The sequence below is a fragment of the Sivoneniella epilithica UHCC 1019 genome, from assembly GCF_040830845.1.
Classification (GTDB): domain Bacteria; phylum Cyanobacteriota; class Cyanobacteriia; order Leptolyngbyales; family Leptolyngbyaceae; genus ULC077BIN1.
This window is the reverse complement of sequence record NZ_JBFPDP010000005.1, coordinates 95110-116808: the sequence shown is the minus strand read 5'-3', so window position 1 is coordinate 116808 and position 21699 is coordinate 95110. Positions and strand designations below refer to the sequence as shown.

General features: G+C 47.6%; 24 protein-coding genes. 8 read left to right on the top strand and 16 right to left on the bottom strand.

Annotated elements, in window-relative coordinates; genetic code table 11:
- Nucleotides 1-100: 100 nt before the first annotated feature.
- Nucleotides 101-1174, top strand: coding sequence for a Gfo/Idh/MocA family oxidoreductase (locus AB3R30_RS05145; protein WP_458648073.1), 1074 nt, complete (start codon nt 101-103; stop codon nt 1172-1174).
- 83 nt (nt 1175-1257) lie between these two features.
- Here AB3R30_RS05145 and AB3R30_RS05140 read toward each other — a convergent pair whose 3' ends face one another.
- The 4 genes from AB3R30_RS05140 to AB3R30_RS05125 all read right to left on the bottom strand — a co-directional run bounded on the left by AB3R30_RS05140 (nt 1258) and on the right by AB3R30_RS05125 (nt 4942).
- Nucleotides 1258-1707, bottom strand: a complete 450-nt coding sequence (locus tag AB3R30_RS05140) for a pyridoxamine 5'-phosphate oxidase family protein (RefSeq protein ID WP_458648072.1) — start codon at nt 1705-1707, stop codon at nt 1258-1260.
- Nucleotides 1708-1905: 198 nt separating this feature from the next.
- Nucleotides 1906-2235 (bottom strand): cupin domain-containing protein, encoded by a 330-nt coding sequence (locus AB3R30_RS05135; RefSeq protein WP_458648071.1) that lies wholly within the window; start codon nt 2233-2235, stop codon nt 1906-1908.
- A 25-nt stretch (nt 2236-2260) separates the two neighbouring features.
- Nucleotides 2261-2767 carry a hypothetical protein gene (locus AB3R30_RS05130; RefSeq protein WP_458648070.1) on the bottom strand — a complete coding sequence of 169 codons (507 nt, stop codon included), beginning with the start codon at nt 2765-2767 and terminating at the stop codon, nt 2261-2263.
- 402 nt (nt 2768-3169) lie between these two features.
- Nucleotides 3170-4942, bottom strand: a complete 1773-nt coding sequence (locus AB3R30_RS05125) for a YncE family protein (RefSeq protein ID WP_458648069.1) — start codon at nt 4940-4942, stop codon at nt 3170-3172.
- 218 nt (nt 4943-5160) lie between these two features.
- Between AB3R30_RS05125 and AB3R30_RS05120 the strand changes: the two genes are divergently transcribed.
- On the top strand, nt 5161-5301 hold the full coding sequence (locus AB3R30_RS05120; protein WP_458648068.1) for a hypothetical protein: 141 nt from the start codon (nt 5161-5163) through the stop codon (nt 5299-5301).
- Nucleotides 5302-5419: 118 nt separating this feature from the next.
- Nucleotides 5420-6481, top strand: a complete 1062-nt coding sequence (locus AB3R30_RS05115; RefSeq protein ID WP_458648067.1) for a hypothetical protein — start codon at nt 5420-5422, stop codon at nt 6479-6481.
- Nucleotides 6482-6495: 14 nt separating this feature from the next.
- On the opposite strand, the gene AB3R30_RS05110 is transcribed toward AB3R30_RS05115, so the two are convergent.
- From AB3R30_RS05110 to tmk, 6 genes are all read right to left on the bottom strand, one after another.
- Nucleotides 6496-6705 (bottom strand): hypothetical protein, encoded by a 210-nt coding sequence (locus AB3R30_RS05110; RefSeq protein WP_458648066.1) that lies wholly within the window; start codon nt 6703-6705, stop codon nt 6496-6498.
- A gap of 22 nt (nt 6706-6727) precedes the next feature.
- Nucleotides 6728-6922, bottom strand: a complete 195-nt coding sequence (locus tag AB3R30_RS05105) for a hypothetical protein (protein ID WP_458648065.1) — start codon at nt 6920-6922, stop codon at nt 6728-6730.
- A gap of 192 nt (nt 6923-7114) precedes the next feature.
- Nucleotides 7115-7489, bottom strand: coding sequence for a hypothetical protein (locus AB3R30_RS05100; RefSeq protein ID WP_458648064.1), 375 nt, complete (start codon nt 7487-7489; stop codon nt 7115-7117).
- 150 nt (nt 7490-7639) lie between these two features.
- Complete coding sequence (locus tag AB3R30_RS05095; protein WP_458648063.1) at nt 7640-7837, bottom strand: hypothetical protein; 198 nt, start codon at nt 7835-7837, stop codon at nt 7640-7642.
- Nucleotides 7838-7886: 49 nt separating this feature from the next.
- Nucleotides 7887-8861 (bottom strand): DNA polymerase III subunit delta', encoded by a 975-nt coding sequence (locus AB3R30_RS05090; RefSeq protein WP_458648062.1) that lies wholly within the window; start codon nt 8859-8861, stop codon nt 7887-7889.
- 88 nt (nt 8862-8949) lie between these two features.
- Complete coding sequence (tmk, locus tag AB3R30_RS05085; RefSeq protein WP_458648061.1) at nt 8950-9624, bottom strand: dTMP kinase; 675 nt, start codon at nt 9622-9624, stop codon at nt 8950-8952.
- Nucleotides 9625-9743: 119 nt separating this feature from the next.
- On the opposite strand from tmk, the gene AB3R30_RS05080 reads away from it, so the two are divergent.
- Nucleotides 9744-10091 (top strand): hypothetical protein, encoded by a 348-nt coding sequence (locus tag AB3R30_RS05080; RefSeq protein WP_458648060.1) that lies wholly within the window; start codon nt 9744-9746, stop codon nt 10089-10091.
- 18 nt (nt 10092-10109) lie between these two features.
- On the opposite strand, the gene AB3R30_RS05075 is transcribed toward AB3R30_RS05080, so the two are convergent.
- The 5 genes from AB3R30_RS05075 to malQ form a co-directional block, all read right to left on the bottom strand.
- The gene (locus AB3R30_RS05075; RefSeq protein WP_458648059.1) at nt 10110-10568 is read right to left on the bottom strand and encodes an FHA domain-containing protein; all 459 of its coding nucleotides are present in this window, start codon (nt 10566-10568) and stop codon (nt 10110-10112) included.
- A 644-nt stretch (nt 10569-11212) separates the two neighbouring features.
- Complete coding sequence (locus tag AB3R30_RS05070) at nt 11213-11710, bottom strand: FHA domain-containing protein (RefSeq protein ID WP_458648058.1); 498 nt, start codon at nt 11708-11710, stop codon at nt 11213-11215.
- Nucleotides 11711-11831: 121 nt separating this feature from the next.
- Nucleotides 11832-14411 (bottom strand): heavy metal translocating P-type ATPase, encoded by a 2580-nt coding sequence (locus AB3R30_RS05065; RefSeq protein ID WP_458648057.1) that lies wholly within the window; start codon nt 14409-14411, stop codon nt 11832-11834.
- Between the two features lie 67 nt (nt 14412-14478).
- A complete protein-coding gene (locus AB3R30_RS05060; RefSeq protein ID WP_458648056.1) occupies nt 14479-16185 on the bottom strand; it encodes an iron uptake porin in 1707 nt (568 codons plus the stop codon).
- A gap of 152 nt (nt 16186-16337) precedes the next feature.
- A complete protein-coding gene (gene malQ / locus AB3R30_RS05055) occupies nt 16338-17876 on the bottom strand; it encodes a 4-alpha-glucanotransferase (RefSeq protein ID WP_458648055.1) in 1539 nt (512 codons plus the stop codon).
- Between the two features lie 263 nt (nt 17877-18139).
- Between malQ and AB3R30_RS05050 the strand changes: the two genes are divergently transcribed.
- The 3 genes from AB3R30_RS05050 to AB3R30_RS05040 all read left to right on the top strand — a co-directional run bounded on the left by AB3R30_RS05050 (nt 18140) and on the right by AB3R30_RS05040 (nt 19616).
- Entirely contained in the window at nt 18140-18568 is a 429-nt protein-coding gene (locus AB3R30_RS05050; RefSeq protein WP_458648054.1) for an NUDIX domain-containing protein, read from the top strand.
- Entirely contained in the window at nt 18546-19061 is a 516-nt protein-coding gene (locus AB3R30_RS05045; protein WP_458648053.1) for a RidA family protein, read from the top strand. Before AB3R30_RS05050 ends, AB3R30_RS05045 begins: the two co-directional genes overlap by 23 nt.
- Before the next feature lie 84 nt (nt 19062-19145).
- A complete protein-coding gene (locus tag AB3R30_RS05040; protein ID WP_458648052.1) occupies nt 19146-19616 on the top strand; it encodes a DUF4079 domain-containing protein in 471 nt (156 codons plus the stop codon).
- A gap of 107 nt (nt 19617-19723) precedes the next feature.
- On the opposite strand, the gene AB3R30_RS05035 is transcribed toward AB3R30_RS05040, so the two are convergent.
- Nucleotides 19724-20473, bottom strand: coding sequence for a S1C family serine protease (locus AB3R30_RS05035; protein WP_458648051.1), 750 nt, complete (start codon nt 20471-20473; stop codon nt 19724-19726).
- Nucleotides 20474-20757: 284 nt separating this feature from the next.
- Between AB3R30_RS05035 and AB3R30_RS05030 the strand changes: the two genes are divergently transcribed.
- Nucleotides 20758-21441 (top strand): hypothetical protein, encoded by a 684-nt coding sequence (locus AB3R30_RS05030; RefSeq protein ID WP_458648050.1) that lies wholly within the window; start codon nt 20758-20760, stop codon nt 21439-21441.
- The last annotated feature ends 258 nt before the right edge of the window (nt 21442-21699 follow it).

Here is a 21699-nt window from a genome sequence, read left to right as displayed (position 1 = left end):
AAAGATAGTCACTGTGGTACTATCTGGGTGGCTAATCAGGCATATGGCAACGAACTAGCCCTTTTTGGTGGTGGAGGAGATGACAGGAGTGCAAAATAGTATGTCGGCAGGTTCCCAAAACTCCCAGTTACAGCGGAACCAGCCTGAACCAATTCGTGTGGGAGTGATTGGGGTCGGCAACATGGGACAGCACCATACTCGCGTCCTCAGTATGTTAAAGGATGTTGAGTTAGTCGGAGTGTCTGACATTAACATGGAGCGCGGCATCGATACCGCTAGTAAGTATCGAGTTCGTTTTTTTGAAAACTATCACGATTTACTGCCACACATTGATGCGGTCTGTGTGGCGGTGCCAACGCGCCTCCACCATTCTGTCGGTCTAGCGTGTCTCCAAGCAGGGGTGCATGTATTGATTGAAAAACCGATCGCCGCTAGCATCATTGAAGCGGAATCACTTGTGAATGCCGCCGCAGAATCGCAGTGTATCCTTCAAGTGGGGCATATTGAGCGCTTTAACCCGGCATTTCAAGAACTCAGCAAAGTCTTAAAAACAGAAGAATTGTTGGCGTTAGAAGCCCATCGCATGAGTCCCTACAGCGATCGCGCCAATGATGTGTCCGTCGTCCTGGATCTAATGATTCACGACATTGACTTGTTATTGGAACTGGCAGCGGCTCCGGTGATCAAGCTAACTGCTAGCGGCAGCCGAGGATCAGGTGGTTCTAGCTATTTAGATTATGTAACCGCCACGCTCAATTTTGCCAATGGCATTGTGGCAACGCTGACCGCCAGCAAAGTCACCCATCGGAAAATTCGCCGGATCGCCGCGCACTGTAAAAATTCGTTGACCGAAGCCAACTTTTTGAACAACGAAATTTTGATTCATCGTCAAACCACCGCCAACTATATGACCGAGTATGGTCAAGTGCTATATCGGCAAGATGGCTTGATTGAAAAGGTGCATACCAGCAATATTGAGCCGCTGCACGCCGAGCTAGAGCATTTTGTTAGCTGTGTTCGAGGTGGTAATCAACCTTCCGTGGGCGGTGAGCAGGCATTAAAAGCACTGCGACTTGCCAGCATGATTGAGCAAATGGCGCTAGATGGTCAACCCTGGTTGCACAATCAATCACTGGAAGCGAATGCTGTCAACCCTTCTGTGGTTACAGTTTAGGGGTTGCGGTTTAGGAATGAGTTCGCCGGGTAAGGGTAAGTTTTATCAGAGGCGTATACAACAACCCTAATTATTTCTAAGCCTCACTGACTGCTGACCCCATCAGTCGTCCGTCCGCTCATCTCACGGGGATGAATGCGGTAGATTACGACTACTTCCTCTCGTCCCCAAGCGTCAATCCAGGTTCGGTTGATGGCAGGTGAAAGCGTCGGATTCTGCTTTTGGATAAATTGCCGCGCATGATCGATGTCCGGCTGCTCCGTAAGCTGTTCAGCTTGACCCGTCACAATGACGCTGCTCCAGTGAAGCGGATCGTCAACTTTTTCGACCTGCAAACAGACTTCTGGATTTACATCTATGTCATGAGTCTTCATGCCTTTAGTTGTAAACAAATAAATGTCTGAATCTTCGAGATAATAGTGCATTGGCATCACGTAAGGCTTTCCTTCATGTATGTAGCCAAGATGACCAAACCCTACGTTCTGTAGGACTTTGTGTATTTCATCGTGTCCCATTTCATCAATGTCTAACATCACCGATCTCCTTCTAAAAATTCAAAAGACAAATTCCATTTCATATGCTTTAATTTCTGCGGTAACAGTTAGCGAAACTTCAGCATTCGCGATCGCCAAACCTCAACATTGAGAACACCGAGATAGAAAGCAGCGCAGTAATCCGCTTTGTACCGTCAGGTAGACAACACCTAAAGGTCAATGCTCAGAGTCAGAAGCTCATTCAGAAAACGTCAATAAAAACGTTAGGTTTGTCATTGCTTTGAGGGCATGAGGTGTGGCAGCAGGCATGAAAACAAAAACTCCTGATTCGAGGACAATCTCTTTACCTTCAAGGGTTAACGTTCCCTGTCCTTCGATCACATTTACCGTGGCATTCCGGGGAGATGTATGTTCAGCAATCTCCGTTCCGGCTGCCAAAGACAGTAGCGCATATTGACAATTAGCATCTTCTAAAAGAATTTTGCGCTTCAATCCGGTTTTGGGATATTCAATCACGTCGGCTAGATGAGTTACGATCGCCTTCAACGGCGGTACAGTTATAGACATAGGATTACACCTGAGTATTGGCAAATCATGGAAAAACGATTTTGGCGATCGGTGAATGTCCCAGAAAAAGATAGGCAGCCGATCTCAGTACACTTTCGGAGTAAAGAATCTTCTGAACATCCAAGCTGGGCGCACGTTTGGCGGTGGCATTATAGGTTGCGATTTCTCCTTCCAAACTAAAGTCACTATTGGTCAGATAGTGATCATCATCGTGAACTGCCTGAAAAATAAAGTTGTAGATAGGATTGAGTCCTAGGGTGGTGTCGTAATTTTCGGCAGACACCCAAAGATGATTTTGCTTAATATCCGCAAACATCTCTGCGACGCTGCTGTAGCGCTCATACCATGAGAACTCTAGGTTTAATGAGAGACTCTGGAACTCCTCCCAAAGCCAGTCGCAGAATTGGGAGATCGTGGTGTCTGAGATCTCAGCAGGATTGCCGTCTATGTAAAGCTTGGCAAGAATCTCGACTTTAGCTAGTTGTACGCTTGCTGGGATGCTCTGAGGCGGATTATCTACGTTGAGAACCATATCGCGACCTTCATCGACCCGTGTACTTTAATACTGACATGTCTTTGTAATAGGTGCCTTGATCTAGCTCAGATCTCATCCTTTTGATGAACAGTACCGACATTCCTAACTATCAGGCGAGGGGCTTAATGGAGATAGTCACGGCTGAGCAATAACCCCAGTGTTACAGACTCCTATAACCTAATCAATGAATGTGTAGCAGATGACCCGGAATTTAGGGCGTTGCTGAATCGAGATATGAAATTCGTAGGGGCAATCCCTTGTGGTTGCCCTTCATCTCCGTCAGGGTAGACACAAGACCTACCCCTACAGTCAAAAATCATGCTTCTATTCAGCAACGCCGAATTTAGACGCGATCGCCTTGGTTAAATCGTAAATCTGACATAAATTGCCTGGACTTTCCTAATCTTGAAACACTTGGATGCTGCCAGAGTAGGCGGCAACCCAAATTTGCTGGGTGTCGTTGTCGTAGGTGATGCCGATCGGGGCTGAATTGACCGCGATCGCTTGCACCACTTGCATATCTGCGGTACGAACTTTGCTGATGGTGTCTGAGTCGTAGTTGACCACGTATAAAAACTGTCCGTCGCCCGAAATAGTCATGCTGCGAGGAGCGTTACCCGTCGCGACTTTGGCAACCACTGATTGAGTGGAGAGATCAATTTTGGCGACTTGTCCTTCGCCATTCAACGTGGCGTAGAGATACTTTCCAGCCGGATCGAGGTTGAGGTGGCGAGGCGCATTGCCAACATTCCGCAGCCAGTTTACAGAGAAATCAGTCAAATTAATAGCTGCCACATCCGAGGAACCCATCACCGCGACGTAAGCGATTTGATTGTCGGCGATCGCGATTCCCCGTGGATAGGGACCCAACTCAATCCGACGAACTTCTTTGTTTTGCGTCGGATCAATTACGCTCACATCCCAACTGCACCAATTGCTTGCCAACACATAGCGATTGTTGGGCGTGGTTGCCACATATTTCGGCACTGCCCCCACTTGCACTGCTCGGTCAATCGTTAACCCTTGGGTATTGATGCGATATAGAAAGCTCTGGGCGTGGTTTTGCTCTGGGCTGCACACATCATCCGCTGTGCCGCTAAAGCCATCGCCAGACATTTCATAGTTGGAAACCCAGGCGGTTTGACTATCGGGGCTAAAAGCAGCTTCTACCGGAGATCCTTGCTGAGTGCCTAGGTAGCGCGTATAGCCGAAATCTGCCAGCTTTACCTGATCAGGAATCGTTTTGACTAATTTAAACTGGCGATCGTAGACCGTGATGCTGTGGCGATACATCATATTTTGGGCAAAAAATAGCCCTTTACCCGAATGGACAATTGATTTAGGCGAAATATCTCCGGTAATAGTTTTCACTAACACCATTCCCTGAGAAGCAAGCCTATCCTGCATCACGTAGCCCAATTGCTGTTGATATTCAACGAGCTTTGATTGAGCGATCGCGGCTTGAGCATCAGACTGAGGCACTGTTTTCAGGAGCGAGATCGCCTGCTTCCAATGAGTCGCCGCTTTTTGCCACTCTTGCTTAGACTGTGCCGTTTTGCCAATCAGATACGCTTGGTTTGCCTGACTCAACGCTTTATTTAAAGAGTCAGAGGTTGGCTGAGAGCTTGCTTTTAGGCTTGGAGCCAGCGTAGGAGTTGTCACGCTAGTCATTGGGTCGGATGCTAGATAGCGAAACCAGATCACGCCATTACCGAGCAGGAACACCAGCGGCAGACTCACTAGCATTGATAGCGTAAACGGGCTAACGCGCCATTGAGGAATTGGAAATCCCCAATCTTGACTGCCCGTTTTTGTGCCAATTGCTGCGCCAATGTTGGAGTTGGGGGCGATCGCAAACGGATTGTCAATGACTTCCGCAGTCTCAAAACGAACTTCCTGTATCCAAATTGGAGAGCTTTGCCCTGCCAGCCGACCATAAACAATCGCGGAAGATAACCAGCCTAACCCCAACCGAGCGATGCCGCGCCGGATAAATTCGATCGCCGGGGAGGGAGCTAACGTGCGTTCCGACTCCAACAGCACATGTAGATTGCCCTCTCGAAAAACTGCCCGTGCCGATACCCCAATCGCCTGCAAACTAGCATTCATCAACAGCGCGATCGCGTCCGCATTTCCGGATTGAGCAAGCTGTAACACATTTGCCTGAGTCATTTGTCATTCTCAACCACACTGAGCCACGATAGTCGAAGATAGGAGCTTTGGAGCAATTGAATGGAGTGGGATGAAGGAGCAGAGGTGTGGAGGGGTGGAGGAGTGACTAACTCTTCACCTTTTCACAGTTATGTGATGAATCCCTTACTAAGAAAGGAATTTGCTGATTAATTCGCTAGAATTATGGCGGTGTTAAGCTGACCAGAGGAAACTCAACTATGTCGGATTTCAATCGTGGAATTATGAAGTTCGATGGAGCAGACAGTCCAGCGGCGATCGCACTCTCGGCGATCGTGGTTTTGGGCGGGATTGGCGTTCTGATTGTTTGGGCGCTTCGGTCTGCCTATGTTTTGGGCTAGCTTGTTTTGAGCGGCTAGTAGTCGGCGATCGTTCATTTCAATCAAGATTATTGACAGGGGTGCAGTTTTGGCTGTGCCCCTTATTGTTGGCGGTTTGATGTGATAATGGGTCGGCTGTTTGTCTAGTGAGTTGGGAATGGAGCAAGTATCTGATGTGGCTAAAGTGACTCCTGAAACGTTGGGAAATGGAGCTAGCCTCGAATTTGAGCTTCCCGATCCTGAGGATGATCTGATCCCAGAGTTTGAGTTTCAGCAGCAGATTGACCAAGCGTGGCAGGTCTGCGATCGCTTTGACCTGCAAACCGATATCTGGCGAGGACGAATTTTGCGAACCGTGCGCGATCGTGAAAAACGCAACAGCGATGGGCGGGGGGCAGGCTTTCTCAACTGGTTAAAAGATCGCGAAATTAGCAAAAGTCAGGCATACGCGCTGATAGAAGTTGCGACCAGCGCTGACACCTTACTAGAAGGTGGTTTTTTAGAACCGGATGATGTTCACCAGTTCAGCAAACGTGCCTTTGTTGAAACTGCCCAGTCTGCTCCAGAAGTGCAGCAGTTGATCAGCGATGCCGCTCGCCGGGGCGATCGCATTACTCGTCGGGAAGTGCGCCAGCTATCCGATGATTGGACCGCTGTCACCTCTGATCTGCTGCCACAACAAGTGAAGGAAAAAGCCGCCGATCACACTCTGCCGACCCGCTACTTGGCTCCCTTGGTGAAAGAAATGCAAAAGCTGCCCACTACGCACCAAGTGGTTCTGCGGGATACGGTAGCAGAAACGCCCGATGTAGACACGATCAAACAAGTGACCGCAGAAGCACGTTATTTGGCAAAATATCTGGAAGCTGCGGCTCGTGTGCAAGCTTTGACCAATGAATCCTTAGATTTAGAACTGGCGCTAGAAGAAGCTCTGCGGGTGGGTTGCCTTAGCGCCACAGCGGATCTGGTGAGTCAAGCCTCTCAACTTGAACAAACTGCCGTCAAACTATTCCTTACCTGGAAACGCTTGAATAGCCTGTCGGAACGGGTATATCTCGATAGCGGACAAAGTACGCCCCATCTCCGCACCTTGCTAAGCTGCTTAGGTACTCTTTCGAGCGAAATGATTCAAACGCCGCTGGATGACCTGGGCGATCGCGTTGTCCGCCTTCAGATCTTTCCAGACGAAGAGGAATTCTAAAAAATAGATTGACCTTAGTAATCGCTTGCCAAGTCTTTAAGAGGAAGACCCGTTTTTTCAACTAGAGACTGACAAAATGCATGAGCATTCTCGTAAGATTTATGGGCGCTAATAAATCGAGCAGTATCGCAATCTTGAGAGCCGCTGTGTAGCTCGATCGCGTCCTGAGTGCAATAAATCGAGAAAATAGCACTTTCTGGCTTTGGCAAAGAATTCTGATTCATAAAATCACTTCCTAAAAGGACATTAGCCGCTGATTTGATAATTCCTTAACATCCGATGGGCTTCTGCTTCTGAAGAAAGTCGATAGTTTGTCTTAAACAGAAAGGGCAGGATACGAGATTCAGTTATCTGAGCAGGCTCCCAAACACTAAGGATAATCTCAGTGCCGCTAGCGATAAGGCTATAGGTCATGCCGTTGGGGAGTTGTGATGATTTCATGGGGAACATAACATCTAAGGGATTTTTGTACTTCAGGAATTTCTTTTTGCAGCGCGCATTCCATTTATTGTTAAATAAAAGCGATCGCCTTTCCATCTATCTAAAGACACGATCGCCACAAAGTGTTGAGAAGATTGAGCTGCACCCATGCTCAGATAGTAGTACGCGATCGCCAGTTGCTAGATCGAGAGCTTATAGCTTGACTGCCTCCTTCTGTGAACTATCCTGGTTTATTCCTTGTAGAAGCGAGATGACACCTTCTGGATCGATAAAAAATTCTTCTGCTAAGTGCTTAAAATTTGCTGCATTCCGAAGCGCCTTCTCAATTTGCTGAATTAAGGAACGGTAATGACCCTGTTGAGAACCATTCGAGCGTGAATCACTAGGAATTTTCGCCAGTCGGCGCAACACTTGGGTTTTAACTGCCTTAAGGTGCTGTTCAGCAGTCTCGATTCGATTAATCTGTTGCTGGATCGATGCTTGATTAGCAGGAATCTTTAAACGAATTTGAGCATCAAGCTGATTAACTTGTGCCAAAACTTGCTGAAAAACCCGTTGTTCATTCATGAAGAGGCTACCTGTTTGTCTTCAGCTAAGCTTAACTCTACAGGCAGAATTTAATGTAGGTGAAAAGACAGCAAAAGGTCAGGAAAAAGTCAGGTTTTTCGTGAGTTTGACAATCAGGGGCGATCGCCCCCTAGCTGTTAGCCCGAAAGCTCATAGCTTGACTGCCGTCTTCTGTAAACTGTCTTGGTTTATTTCTTTCAGTAACGAGATGACATCTTTTGGATCGATAAAAAATTCTTCTGCTAAATGCCTAAAATTCACTGCATTCCGAAGCGCCTTCTCAATTTGCTGGATTAAGAAACGGTAGTGACCCTGTTGAGAACCATTGGAACGTGAGTCAATAATCATACTTATATTCAGCAACACCCCCACTTCATGATTTTTATAGCAAAGATTTTCAACTGCTGACCCTTGCCATTAACGTGACTTCCCACACAAGCCGGGGCTGGACATTGCGCCGTAAATAAGTTCGAGCTTTCTCTAGGTGTTGGAGGGGCGATAAAGCAGATTGAGTTGTTCCTTGCATTCCGTTGGTGATCTGTTGCCACCAGATCTGCTGCAAGTAATCAATCAGCCACAGTTGCGCTTCAGTTTCTAGGGTTTGGGCAATCTGACGGGCAAGGCTGAGGGCATCTCGGTGGGAGGGAATCGGTTGATGAAGCGCTATCAATAAATCGGCGGGAAGCTCTTGAAGCTTTTGCCAATGGGCGATCGCTGCGCCTGGGCTACCTTGTGCCAACTGCAAAATCTCCGGCTGCTGCAAAATTTCTGCTTGATTGGTTGTTTGTAAAATCTGAAGCATGTCTTCCGAGGCGAGGCGAAAAAACGGAATCTTTTGACAGCGAGAGATTAGGGTGGGCAACAGCGATTCCGTTCCCGGTGCAATCAAAATCAAAGTAGCTTGCCCTGGTTCCTCTAGGGTTTTAAGCAAGGCGTTGGCGGGTGCTTCTGCCATGGTTTCGGCTTGCTCAATCACCACGACGGATCGCTCGGCTTCCAGGGGCGATCGCCCTAAGAAACGGGCAATTCCTCGGATTTGCTCCAGTCGAATCGATGGCGCTGTTTTGCGCTTCAACCCAGCGGCTTCTACTTCCGCTGACGAAAATAACTTTCCCTGATGCGTATAAGTCGGCTCTACCCAGAGTAAATCGGGATGATTGCGCTGCTGAATCCGGCTGCGGAGAATCGCTTTTTGCTCCGCAGATTTGGCTTGACCCAGCACCAACTCGATAAAACACTCTGCTGCCAACCCCCGCCCAATTCCAGCCGAGCCAGCAAACAGGTAAGCAGGGGCAATTTGCTGTTTAGCTACTGCCTGAGTCAGAAGCTGTACCGCTTGGGATTGTCCAATCAAGGAAGAAAAAGGAGACATGGCGAATTACGAACTATGGATTACGAATAGCGAATTACGAATAGTAGAGCTTTAAATTCTTCACTCGCCACTCGCCACTCATCATTCGTCACTCTCTAACTCCATACCATTCTGTTAGCCGATCGCTTAAAATCACTTGAATTTCTTGAAAAACGGCTACTTCGGGTTGAGCAGCATTAATTCTAGCAATGCGGTGGGGATTGGCTTCGGCAAGCGCTGTGAAACCTTGCTGCACACGCTGGTGAAAGGTGAAATCGGCTTGTTCAATGCGATCGGCTTTGCCCCGTTGGTGGGTTCTGGTAAGTCCGGTTTTTACGTCAAGATCAAGCCAAAGAGTGAGGTCGCTTTGTAACCCGTTCGTGGCAATGTGATTCAGCTGCGCGATCAGGGTTTGGTCTAACCCGCGCCCATAGCCTTGGTAGGCAATGGTGGAATCGGTATACCGATCGCACAAAATTAAACTTCTTTGGGTGAGGTGGGGGCGCAAAAAACCTTCCACATGCTGGGCGCGATCGGCAGCATAGAGCAATAGCTCGGCGCGATCTTGAATGGGTTCCTGGGTTGACTGTAACAGCAGTTGCCGCAACCCGCGTCCTAGATCAGTGCCACCCGGTTCACGAGTGATTACTAGCTGCTGCACCCATCCTTTAGCTTGCAGAAAAGTCAGCCAACCGCTGTTGATTAGCCACTGACGCGATCGCTCCAGTTGAGTCGTCTTGCCGCCACCCTCAACCCCTTCAAATACAATGAATCGACCCAGCATAGTTTTCGGATTACGTTTGAAGAAAATTCACTTAAATAGAATTTAGTCCATCTACCATTTCGTTAGCGACGAATGAACGCTATCATGGCAGGGTCTAATTGTTGAAAGTCCAGGAATATATGGCTCGCTATACTGGCATATTCAAAATCTTGACTCCGGTTAGTGTCTTTCAACCCTTAATGAAAGAGACATTGGAATCCTGTCGTTTTAACGTCATCTATCAGACTGGCGATTATCTCATGGCACGGGAGATACCAGGTAATGTTGCGTTTCACCAGCTAGTCACTGTCGAAGTACTGGTTGACAAAACTGTGATCACCGATCGCGAAATTCATATGAATATTGTGGTTAAAAATGAAGAGTTGCCTCTCCATCTCGATAATCATTGCCAGCAAGTATTTAGCCGAATTACTCAAGCGATCTCAGACGCGAATCATTGGCAAATAATTGAAACCGTTGCAGGCTAGTCATCAAACGCTTTACCACTAGTCGTCATCTTCTGGATCGCTATCTTCTGGGTCATCATCTTCTGGATCACCTACCATGTTTGGGCTGATTAAGGTAATATCCCATTCATCTGGCGGCACAGTCACCACAGCATCTCGTTGAAGCGAATAGTAAATAGCCCGAACTTGAGGACCAAATACCACTTCATCTTCGTTCTTCAAATCTTGAGCCTGTAACTTGCGCCCATTAATTAATAAACCATTCGCACTCACTTTGCCCTTAGCGTTTCCATCCACAATCCGGTAATAAAAACTGTCGTCTTCAGTGGGTAGCTGCACTAAAGTTGCATGACGACGAGAAACAAACTGGGAAACCAGTCGAATATCACACTTTGGATCTCGACCAATTGAGTAAAGTGGCGCAGTCAGGATAAACTCGCGCCGCCCTTTGTCATCTTCAATAATCAGGAGATGATTTTGATTGGGTTCAGAAGGCATTGAGGCTCGGAGCGACACAACATTCTCTTCAAGAAACAGCAAAACTAATAAAATGGACTGTTGAAAATTTTAGCTTGAAACAGCATAAAAGCTAACAAGTACACTGCTCTAGCTTGGGTAAATGCAACGTTATGGATATTCGACCTAGCCTACATGCTGTCATACTTAAAAAGCTGTATGGCAGGCTAAGACAGCACTGTTAGGGCGGAGAAAATATTTGAATTAAAAAGAATATGAGCAGCAATATCCAAATTAGCGGCAGAGCGAAATCTTACTCGGCTCACCTATGGCAAAACGTAAGAAATTGCAAAAAGTGTTTATTTAAGCACTCAATAACGCGATGTGCAACTAAGAACCCTCACCCCAAACCCCTTTCCCGCAGGAGAGAGGCTTTCAAGAGATCTCTGGTTCCCTCTTCTGCGGGAGAGGGCTGCTTTTAGGCGGTTTCAATAAAGTCGCACATTGCGTTCTGCTGAATAATTAGAATTTAGCGCAAATAATTTTTTGAATAGGAAAATTTTAAGTTAATGAAGAAATAGAATATCGCATTTTTTGCTATCGCGAATTATAAAGGCTGACCCAGTGAGCATCTTAAAATAATTAAGATTCTCTCAGGTAAAGATTTCAGCATCCAACTGAGTTTCTTATTTAACTTGTTTATATTGGTTCAACATCGCGGCGCTAAACTTGCTTTGAGGCAGGTTGTCGCTATTGGTCTCTCCCTCTTCTGGATGTCCCATCATATTGGGTCCAATTAGCGTAATGTCGTATTCGTCAGGTAGTGCGGTAATAACCTCCTCTCGTCTTAACAAAAGGTAGGTTGCAGTCACATTAGGACCAAATACTATTTCATCTTCATGCTCTAAAGTGTGAGCGCGCAGTCTATGACCATTGATCAGCAAACCATTGGAGCTTGATCGACCTGCTGGGATGCCATCGACAATGCGATAGCAATAGGTGCCATCGTCGTTGCTCAACTGCACTAGCGTGGCGTGGCGGCGTGAAACAAATTGAGACACTAAGCGAATGTCACAGTCAGGATCACGACCAATCGTATGAAGTTCACGGTCAAGGGTAATCTCTGCACGACCCTTATCGTCTTGAATAATGAATAGATGACTTTGATAGGCAGCAGTAGGCATTGGGAGATGCAAACAAACAATAAAGGAAAATTCTCATATAGCCGATGATCATACATTGTATTATTCGCGATCGCCTTTCGGAAAATGCTGATCAATCATCTCAAGTATAAGTTTATGTCCTTTAGAAATCTAGAGAAGCGTATTTTTGAGGAGGAATCGTCCAATACAGCAGGAGTGAATTAGTCACTACACTGACTGAGCTAAAAGCCATCATGGCACCCGCAGCAGCGGGACTCAGCAAAATGCCGTAGCTCGGCAACAATAGCCCAGCCGCAAGCGGAATGCCGATTAGATTATAGGCAAATGCCCAAAAAAGATTCTGACGAATTTTATTGAATGTGGCTCGACTGAGATGGATGGCTTCTGCGACATCGCCTAGGCGATCGCGCATGAGAATAATGCCAGCGGTTTCGGTCGCCACATCGGTGCCAGAGTGTAATGCGATCCCCACATCAGCTTGAGCTAGGGCTGGGGCATCGTTAATTCCGTCGCCCACCATCGCAACAGTGTAACCCTGGTTTTGCAGTTGAGCGATCGCGTCTGCTTTCCCATCCGGTCGGATGTTTGCCATAGTATCAGCCGGAGCAATATCCAGCAATTGGGCAATGGCGATCGCCGTATCGGACTGATCGCCCGTCAGCATTTTCACGGTCATTCCCATTTGCCGAAGTTTCGCTACTGTTGCGATCGCGTCAGGACGCAATATGTCCGCAACGGCAATCAAGCCAACGACGGTTTCTGCTAGGGCAACATAAACCACAGTTTTACCCGCAGCCGACAGTGTTTTCGCTTGAGCTTGAACGGCTTTGGCGATCGCAATCTTATTTTGTGTCAGCCAGTCAGCCGTTCCCAATAGCACCCGTTGCGGCGACTGAGTGCCATCGTCAGCACACTGCACCATTGCCGATACTCCAAATCCTGGCACAGTCAGAAAATCTTGGGCGGGTAACAGGGCGATCGCTTGCTGCTGAGCGTGTTGCTGAATTGCCAGAGCTAGAGGATGACGGGTGCCGCTTTCGACGGTGGTAGCCAGTTGGAGAAGGGAGGAGGAGGAAATGGCGAGTGACGGATGGCGAATGTCGAGTTGATTGGGGGGTGTAGTGTTTGGGTTGATGACGAGGCAGTCGGTGACGGTGGGTTTGCCGCTGGTGAGGGTGCCTGTTTTGTCGAAAACGATTGTGTCTAGGGCGTGGGCACGTTCTAGAATATCGCTGCCTCGAATTAGTAAGCCGCGCTCGGCACCAATGCCGGAACCGACTAGGATGGCGGTGGGGGTGGCAAGTCCGAGGGCGCAAGGGCATGCGACGACTAGAACTGCGATCGCGATTTTGAGGCTAAGCAGCAATGGCGACGGGGTGCCGGAGTGGTGCAACATATGGCTGGGCACTGTAAACAAATGGGTCAGCACGGAATGTCCATGATCCAAAACAGAATGCCCCATGCCAGCCAATTCTGCTGCCCAGAGATGAGCGCCGATGAAATACCAAAACAGAAAGGTGAGGGTGGCGATCGCCAGAATGCCGTAGGTGAAGTATCCGGCAACCGTGTCCGCTAGCTTTTGAATCGGAGCTTTGCGAGTTTGAGCCGTTTCGACTAAGGCAATAATTTGAGCAAGGGTGGTGTCGCTGCCGGTGCGGGTGGCTTGGATGGCGATCGCGCCCGATTGGTTGAGCGTGCCAGCGATCACGCGATCTCCCGTTTGTTTGATTACGGGCACGGGTTCGCCCGTCACCATGGATTCATCCACCAAGGTTTGCCCTACCACAATTTCCCCGTCTACCGGAACTTTATCTCCCGGCAACACCTGTAGCCATTCCCCTACCCGCACTAATTCAGCGGGAATTTCCAGCGGTGAAACGGACTCCTGAATTTTTTCTGACTCCTCCTGCAATCCTAAGTTTTGAGCCGGAATTAAGCGGGCGATCGTCGGTTGCAGGGCTAGCAGAGATTGAAATGCGGAAGCGGCTCGGTTCCGGGCTTGTTGTTCCAAGTTTCGCCCTAGCAAGATGAAGCCCACCAACATCACGGGTTCATCAAAAAAGCATTCCCAGCCGAGTTGCGGAAACAGGAGCGCAATCAGGCTGGTGAAATAGGCGGTGAGAGTTCCCAAACTGACCAGCGTATTCATGTTGGGGGCATTCCGGCGCAAGCCTCGCCACCCATCGATTACCATGGCGCGCCCCGGAAACAGCAGAGCAAGGGTTGCCAGTCCGCAGTGAAACCAAATGTTGCTCAGTCCCGGCAGTCTAATGTCTGCAAGCTGTTCTAAGTGTCCTAATGCCGACAGGAACAAGAGCAGAGTTGCGATCGCCAAGCGTATAAGCTGTTGCCGCGTTTCTTGCTGTCGTCGTTGTTGCAGATCAAACTCTGGAGAGACTGCTTCAGTACGATCGCGATCGCCCTTTAGTAATCGCGGTTGAGAAGGAAACCCGGCTTCGGTCAAGTGATTTGCCAGAGCGATCGGGGTAGTGGTTTCCGGGAGATATTGCACTGTCGCCACTTCTGTTGCCAGATTCACCGTTGCAGCAATCACGCCGGAGCAGCGAGTTAATGTTTGCTCAACGGAATGCACACAACCCGCACACATCATACCCGTCACGTCGATCGCGATCGTTTCGGGATTCGGCGAACTTTCTAATGGCGATCGTTCTAATCCTGTCGCTGGCACAACTTCTAGAGACTGAGAAACAGACTGGGACACGCTCACTTTCTTCCATAAACCCTATCTTGAGAGTAGATGAATTTTGGCAGAAGTGCTGATCAAGCCATCAGAAAGAATAGGTGGTTCGCATAATGGTGATAAAAACATCATCATTATTGGCACGTTGATTCAGGGCAGGTAGCCAAATGATCCCTGGTGTGATCGAGATATTGTCATTGAGGCGATAGCGATAAAACGCTTCCACATGAACGGCATCATCGCGATCTACCACGGTGCGCTGCTGTCCGGCGAGTTCTACTCCCTTTAGAGTTGGCTCAGCCCCAGCGATGATACCCGCTAAACTACCGCGCTTGAACAAGTCGGGAAACAGCAAGGCTCCGGCATAAGACCAAATATCGCCTCTGCCGCCACCGCCGCTCAAAAAGGTAGCGCGGGTGTAAGTGCCCCAACCGCTCAGCACAATGCGATCGCTGAGTTTGAAATAGCCCGCGACCCCAAAAGAATCGGTAACAGTGGGACGACTAGGCGGCGATGGGAAAGCGCCTTGGGAACCGGGCAGCAGATTACCCAGAAAAGTTCCGGTTGCCGTGCCAGACCCACCATAGCGAAATGCGCCTGCGTTATTGTAGGCATGAACGTAGGTTAGCCCTAGTCCAACGCGATCGCTCGGTTGAATCGAAATCTGCGCCAACGCTGAATAGTTACCATTAAATAAGCCTGCCTCTTGGCTCGGATCATTTGCCCGATTTGCCAAATAACCCGCGTCGATCTTAAAAATATTGCCCAGCTTGAAGTTAATTCCAGCACCGGCTCCATTTCCCCCAATCCGGTAGATTGGATTAAATTGCCCAAAGCGACTGAGCGCCCCGTTGCCGCCATCCTCATCATCCAAATAAGGACTCAATGTTTCCGCATAGTGAAAATGGGAGCCACCACTGGCAAATGCCGTCACCGTGGCAAAATTGCCAATCGGAGCGCGATAGCTCAGCAAACTGAGATTCACTGAATTATTGGCGATCGCCACGCTAGAGTTGTCATAGGCAAGCCGCCCTTCGTTGGAATAGAGCAAATAGGCAGAATTCGCGCCGCCTGTTGTGCCGCCTGTTGCCAAGGTGGGAATAGCATTTCCGGCTTCTAAACGAGTGGTGAGCAAATCTTGCCCCGTAAAACTGGTGAGTAAGTTCAGCCGCACCCGATTCTGCTGAACTCCAGAGCCTCTGCCTGCATCGACCGGAACTCGCCCAAAGCCAGTGGCATCCTCGCCCCCATAGGCATCACTCCGGGAAAAGATGACTTCTCCAGCCAGCCGCGTGGTGGTGGAAAACTGCTGTTTTTCTAACGTGGCAGTTCGGACTTCTAAAGTGTCTACGCGACCCCGTAAAGCGCTTAGCTCAGTAGCAAACTCTTCTTGCAGCCTTTTGACGGTTTCTAAATCTTCTTTGGTAACAAAATCAGCCGTCGCGGCAGCAAGCAAGGTTTGAATTTTGTCGAGACAGGCATTTAATCCGGCGGCAAATTCATACCGCGTTGTCCCACGATCGCCACGATACGTTTTGTCAGGGTAGCCCACAATACAGCTATACCGCTCTACTAAAGATTGCAGTGCTTGAAACGCCCAATCGGTCGGCTTAACATCAGTCAATTGCGAGACAGAGTTAACTTGCTCCATGCCAGTTGTTGAAGTAGCGGGGGTTATTATCTCTGCCGCGATCGCTCCATTCGCCAAAAAAACACTTGCCGTAGTTCCTAGAGCCAGCGCTGCACCAACAGTCACCCAATAGCCCGCTGCATTGTCAATAAAAGCCTTTTTCATACCATTTTCCTACAAAACACCTCACGCACGTCAGTAGGATAGGCATCTTTTAAGAGCAAGATAATAGACTCTAGGCACAGTTTAATCACTGTCACAAGAGGAGTTGAAATTTTATGTTGAGCAGAATTAACCGCTACAGCGCTGCCCCATTGTCACTCTGGCGTGCCTTTGGGTTGAGGCGCACGCCCAAAGGTTTGAGTCAGGTTTTTGATCCGTTCTGCCAATTCAGGAGTAATTAAGCCACCCCAATATCGCCATTCCCAGTTACCAGTAGGCTTGCCGGGGTAATTCATGCGGGCAGGGGTGCCAAATCCAAAAAAGTCTTGCAGTGGAATAATTGCTAAATTGCTGACAGAGCTAAAGGCAAGCCGAATCAGATCCCAATGAATTCCTTCTGGGCTGATCTGCCCAAAAAAGCGAAGAATCGCCTCATTTTCCCACTCTTCGCGGCTTTCATACCAGCCTACAGTAGTGTCGTTGTCGTGAGTACCAGTATAAACAACGCAGTTTCGAGGAAAATTGAACGGCAGAAAGGGGTTGCCAGGATCGGAACCGAAGGCAAATTGTAGGATTTTCATGCCGGGAAAATCAAACGTATCTCGCAGCTCTTCGACTTCTGGAGTCATCACGCCCAAATCTTCTGCCAAAATCGGCAGTTTGCCTACCTTATCTCGCAGGGTTTCAAAAAATTCCTTTCCGGGTGCTTTGACCCATTCTCCCTTCTCAGCAGTACGGTCTTCAGGTTTAACCTCTGGGTCTAGTTCTACAACCCAAAAGGACTCGAAGCCGCGAAAGTGGTCAATCCGAATCACGTCCACATAGTCCAACATGGCTTCAAATCGCTGAACCCACCATTTAAAGTTGGTTTGTTGGAGATGCTCCCAGTTATAAACCGGGTTGCCCCACAGTTGCCCAGTGGAACTAAAGTAGTCGGGTGGAACGCCTGCCATCAGGTCGAGTTCGTAGGTTTCTTTGTTGAGGCAAAAGTTTTTTGGGTTTGCCCAAACATCAGCACTGTCATGAGCGACATAGATAGGAATGTCACCAATAATTTGAATGTCGCGATCGCCCGCATATTGTTTAAGCTGCGACCATTGGGAGAAGAAAGCAAACTGCAAAAATTTGTGGAAGGTGATTTCGGAATTAAGTCGCTTTCCCCACTGTTCCAATGCTTCGGGCGATCGCGTCACCAATTCTGGTTCCCATTGATACCAACTTGCGCCGCCATGAGCTTCTTTCAGCGCCATAAAGAGAGCATAGTCATCTAGCCAGTAAGCTTTGCTTTCACAAAACCCAGCAAATTTGGTGCGCTGAACTTCCGAGGCTTTTTCCTTGAAGGTGTTGCAAGCTTTATGAAACAGCGGCATTTTGTAGGCGACTACTTTTTCAAACTCAACGCGATCGCCCGAAAATTCTGGCACATGCCATAAATCACCATCCTCCAAAAAGCCACTGTCTTGCAGGAGTTCCAGACTAATTAACAGTGGATTGCCTGCCAAAGCGGAATAGCACATGTAAGGAGAATTCCCGTAGCCAGTCGGTCCTAGGGGTAATACTTGCCAATATTGTTGTCCGCTGGCGGCTAAAAAATCAATAAATTGATACGCCTCTAAGCCTAAATCACCTGTACCATAGCGACCGGGAAACGATGTGGGATGGAGTAAAACGCCGCTGGCTCTGAGTGATGACATGATAAACCTATGTAGTTAAATGGCGGAAAGCGCCAGTTTTCTGAAAGACTATTGAGGAAAATATAACAGTAGTCAGAATGGCTAGGATAAGCAATAGGACGTGAGCCTGAGCATATAAACCACTTCACCCCTAACCCCTGATATCTGCTACATCTATCCTGATTGAGGGCAATGTATCAGCAAGCAGTCTCAAGATAGAGATTTACGAAAATTCAACCACTCGACTGTATCATGCTCAAAACTAACACCCAATCACTCTTTGCATGTCCTATCACAATCCTACGCCCACGGTTGATATCATTATTGAACTAGGCGATCGCCCCCATCGCCCCATTGTATTAATCGAACGACTGAATTTACCCCTAGGCTGGGCACTTCCGGGAGGATTTGTGGACTACGGCGAGTCGGTAGAAACAGCAGCGCAGCGGGAAGCGGCGGAAGAAACTGGATTACAGGTAAAATTGGTGGAGCAGTTTTATGTCTATTCTGACCCAAACCGTGATCCGCGCCAGCACACCTTGAGCGTAGTATTTTTGGCAACGGCGATCGGGCAGCCAACCGCTGGCGACGATGCAAAACATTTGGAATTATTTGAACCCTGGAATATTCCAAGCAATCTTTGCTTTGATCACGATCGCATCTTGCAAGACTATCTGCGCTACCGCAACTATGGGATTCGCCCTAGGTTATGACGAATGGCGAACGGCGAACTCAAAACTCAAAACTCAAAACTCAAAACTCAAAACTCAAAACTCAAAACTCAAAACTCAAAACTCAAAGGTTTTTCTTATGTCTCGTGAAGTAATTCATACCAATTTGGCTCCGGCTCCAGTGGGTCCTTACAACCAAGCGATCGCGGCTTTGGGTCGAATGATATTTGTAGCAGGGCAGATTTCCCTCGATCCTCAGACTGGCGACATTGTGGGATCAGGAGATGTGACGCTGCAAACCGAACAGGCGATCGCCAATCTGAAAGCAATCTTAGTAGCAGCAGGCGCAACGTTGGACGATGTAGTCAAAACGACAGTATTTCTGAAAGACCTAAATGATTTTGTCCCAATGAACACGGTCTATGCCCAGTACTTTAGTGAAACGAATGCCCCGGCTCGTGCCTGTGTGGAAGTGGCTCGGCTGCCCAAAGATTTGCTGGTAGAAATTGATTGCATTGCTGTAGTTGAAGGCTAGATGGGAGTCGATGCGTGGGCTGAATAGGCTGAAAGCGATCGCCTATGCTACTTTTTATGAAGATCCTTTTCTTCTGCCGTTCCTATGACACCTGAAATTCTTAAATCCATCAAAGTTTGGAGCCAATTTATTCACCCTATTTTAATGTGGGTGCTGCTGGCATTGACTGTCTATGCCCTTTATCTGGGGATGAAAGTTCGCAAGACTCGTTCCGCTCAAGGCGACGAGAAGAAAGAATTGATCAAAGGAAAATTTAACCTAAAGCACTATCAGGTCGGTTCCTTATTGCTAGCGCTAATGGTGGTGGGTGCTGTGGGTGCAATGGGCGCAACCTACATTAACAGTGGCAAGCTGTTTGTGAATCCTCATTTAATTGTCGGGTTGAGCATGACTGGAATGATTGCTGTTTCTGCTTCCTTATCGCCGCTGATGCAAAAGGGTAGCGATTGGGCGCGATCGACTCACATTGCTTTGAACCTAGTACTAATGGGTTTGTTTGCGTGGCAGGCAATCACAGGCATTGGCATCATTAAAAACGTCATTAGCCGGATGTAACTGCCGTTAATTTCGTTAATTTACAAAGCTAAAAATTCACAAAGTCCAATGTGGGGCACTTTTTGAGGGTTCCCAGCTTTCTGGTAAGTACCTATTAAGAGATACCCTTACCGCTTTGGGCGATCGCGAATAGCATCATAGCGAGTTAGTAATTCTTTGATGGCAACCACGCTGGTGGCAAGTCCAGTATTATCTTCCAAAACCCCTTTATTAATCCCCACGACTTCACCAGCAGCATTGAGCAATGGACCGCCAGAATTGCCTGGGCTGAGCAGACCTGAACTGAGTTGCAAACTACCCTGCTCAGTCGTGCGAAGAAAGGTTCCAGTTGTCATTGTTCCCGCTTCACCACCAGGACTGCCGATCGCATAGATGCGATCGCCCGATTGCAATCGCCAAGCATTCGTTAGGCTAACAGTTGGCAAAACGATTGGTGCAGTGTTTTTTGTTTTTAACCGCACGATCGCCAAATCGTAGCGCAGATCAAAATCCACAATTTCAGCGGCATAGACTTCCCCTGTGGCAGTTTTTACGGCTAGCGAAGTGGAGTTTTCAACCACATGTTTATTGGTCAAAACTAGTCCATTTGTTCGGATAATCATCCCAGATCCCAACTCTTTCGCTCCATACACTGTCACGATCGCTCTATTTACTTTTTGAAAGATGGCATTCTCCTGGTTTTTTTGGGATTTTAGAGGAATAAATGGTTTATGATTCTCAGCTTGAATTGCGTTGTCCTGATTCAGATGATTTTTTTCTGCCTCTGCTGAAACCAAAATTTTTAGAAAAGTGGCAGTTATAGAGGCTAAACCTAACAACACTAAACCACCGCTAATCATCAAATAGTTCGTTTTCATGCCTCAAGATCCATCAAAATTCATACTTTTGCGATCGCTTGGATTGAGCATAATTACTCAAACGGCTACCAGAAAAAATAATGTGTGCTGCTTGATTGGGTCTACAACTACTGATCCAACCCAATCAGCACTTGGGTTCAACACTTGAGTAAAGTATTCTCCATCTGAATGCATTCAATTAAAACCTTGCTGCTACTATGATTCTGCTGAGTTTCTAACAGTTAAAAGACCATTAACATTGCGCGTCGGTCATCTTCTTCAGAACAGTGAACCAGGAAATGATTGTGAATTTTAAAGATAGATTTATCCAGCTTGCTAGTGGACTTGCAATTAGCATCAGCCTAGCAGGATGTAGCACCGTTCAAACTCAAGATCAATCTGCTCCCTCTAATAGTGCTTCATCGCCTAATTCTTCTCCAAAAATCAGTCAAACTTCTGAAGCAACTCCTAGCCCTACAGCCTTAAAGGTAACGCCCAGATCAACCCCTCAACCCATTCAAGCATCTCCACAATTGAATCCGCCCTTGACGGTAGAAAAATTAAAAAATGCGGAATACTTCTTCCTAGCCAAAGGACCTATCAAGTTAACCAATGGCAAATATACAGATAAAAACACCCAACGAACTATCTCTTTAGATGATGTTGTAGCCTATGGCGATCTAAACAAAGATGGTGTAAAAGATGCGGTTGCATCGCTCAGGGTAACAATTCCCAACTCTGGCGATGTCACTTATTTGATTGCCGCAGTAAACGAGCAGGGAAACCCTAAAAATATTTCTGCGGAATTTGTGGGATCTCAAGTCAGAGTAAAGGCGATCGCAATCAAACCCAATGCCACAATCGAAGCAAAAATCCAACAATTTCGACCCGGCGATCCAGAATGCTGTCCTAGTTTAGAACTGTTGCGAACCTACAAAATCCGTGATTCAAAAGCATCCATTGAGACGAAGGCTGCCCCTAAAAAATAGAGAGCAATCGGCTTTGATTCAAAGTAAGAAAAAATTAACAATTAACTCTACCAATAATTCTATTAAGAAGCGTATGGTAGACTAAGTTGTCATTTTCCACTATGTAAAGTTTATCATTTTCGACGTTTTGATAAAGTTTGCAGATATGGATAAATGCGATTTTTGTACACTCAACACTGCAAGTCTTCAAAAGTGCATTGCATCGCTTTATTAGTAATGCGATCGCTGTTTGGAAGTCTGAGCAGGTGAAGATTAAGC

Bases quoted from the DNA above. Each gene is read 5' to 3' on its own strand.
- AB3R30_RS05035 (WP_458648051.1), bottom strand. From the start codon at position 20,473: ATGAAAACGAACTATTTGATGATTAGCGGTGGTTTAGTGTTGTTAGGT.
- malQ (WP_458648055.1), bottom strand. From the start codon at position 17,876: ATGTCATCACTCAGAGCCAGCGGCGTTTTACTCCATCCCACATCGTTT.
- AB3R30_RS05120 (WP_458648068.1), top strand. From the start codon at position 5,161: ATGTCGGATTTCAATCGTGGAATTATGAAGTTCGATGGAGCAGACAGT.
- AB3R30_RS05105 (WP_458648065.1), bottom strand. From the start codon at position 6,922: ATGAAATCATCACAACTCCCCAACGGCATGACCTATAGCCTTATCGCT.
- AB3R30_RS05045 (WP_458648053.1), top strand. From the start codon at position 18,546: ATGGGATTCGCCCTAGGTTATGACGAATGGCGAACGGCGAACTCAAAA.
- AB3R30_RS05100 (WP_458648064.1), bottom strand. From the start codon at position 7,489: ATGAATGAACAACGGGTTTTTCAGCAAGTTTTGGCACAAGTTAATCAG.
- AB3R30_RS05070 (WP_458648058.1), bottom strand. From the start codon at position 11,710: ATGCCTACTGCTGCCTATCAAAGTCATCTATTCATTATTCAAGACGAT.
- AB3R30_RS05080 (WP_458648060.1), top strand. From the start codon at position 9,744: ATGGCTCGCTATACTGGCATATTCAAAATCTTGACTCCGGTTAGTGTC.
- tmk (WP_458648061.1), bottom strand. From the start codon at position 9,624: ATGCTGGGTCGATTCATTGTATTTGAAGGGGTTGAGGGTGGCGGCAAG.
- AB3R30_RS05135 (WP_458648071.1), bottom strand. From the start codon at position 2,235: ATGTCTATAACTGTACCGCCGTTGAAGGCGATCGTAACTCATCTAGCC.
- AB3R30_RS05140 (WP_458648072.1), bottom strand. From the start codon at position 1,707: ATGTTAGACATTGATGAAATGGGACACGATGAAATACACAAAGTCCTA.
- AB3R30_RS05125 (WP_458648069.1), bottom strand. From the start codon at position 4,942: ATGACTCAGGCAAATGTGTTACAGCTTGCTCAATCCGGAAATGCGGAC.
- AB3R30_RS05060 (WP_458648056.1), bottom strand. From the start codon at position 16,185: ATGAAAAAGGCTTTTATTGACAATGCAGCGGGCTATTGGGTGACTGTT.
- AB3R30_RS05075 (WP_458648059.1), bottom strand. From the start codon at position 10,568: ATGCCTTCTGAACCCAATCAAAATCATCTCCTGATTATTGAAGATGAC.
- AB3R30_RS05090 (WP_458648062.1), bottom strand. From the start codon at position 8,861: ATGTCTCCTTTTTCTTCCTTGATTGGACAATCCCAAGCGGTACAGCTT.
- AB3R30_RS05130 (WP_458648070.1), bottom strand. From the start codon at position 2,767: ATGGTTCTCAACGTAGATAATCCGCCTCAGAGCATCCCAGCAAGCGTA.
- AB3R30_RS05095 (WP_458648063.1), bottom strand. From the start codon at position 7,837: ATGATTATTGACTCACGTTCCAATGGTTCTCAACAGGGTCACTACCGT.
- AB3R30_RS05050 (WP_458648054.1), top strand. From the start codon at position 18,140: ATGTCCTATCACAATCCTACGCCCACGGTTGATATCATTATTGAACTA.
- AB3R30_RS05145 (WP_458648073.1), top strand. From the start codon at position 101: ATGTCGGCAGGTTCCCAAAACTCCCAGTTACAGCGGAACCAGCCTGAA.
- AB3R30_RS05110 (WP_458648066.1), bottom strand. From the start codon at position 6,705: ATGAATCAGAATTCTTTGCCAAAGCCAGAAAGTGCTATTTTCTCGATT.
- AB3R30_RS05040 (WP_458648052.1), top strand. From the start codon at position 19,146: ATGACACCTGAAATTCTTAAATCCATCAAAGTTTGGAGCCAATTTATT.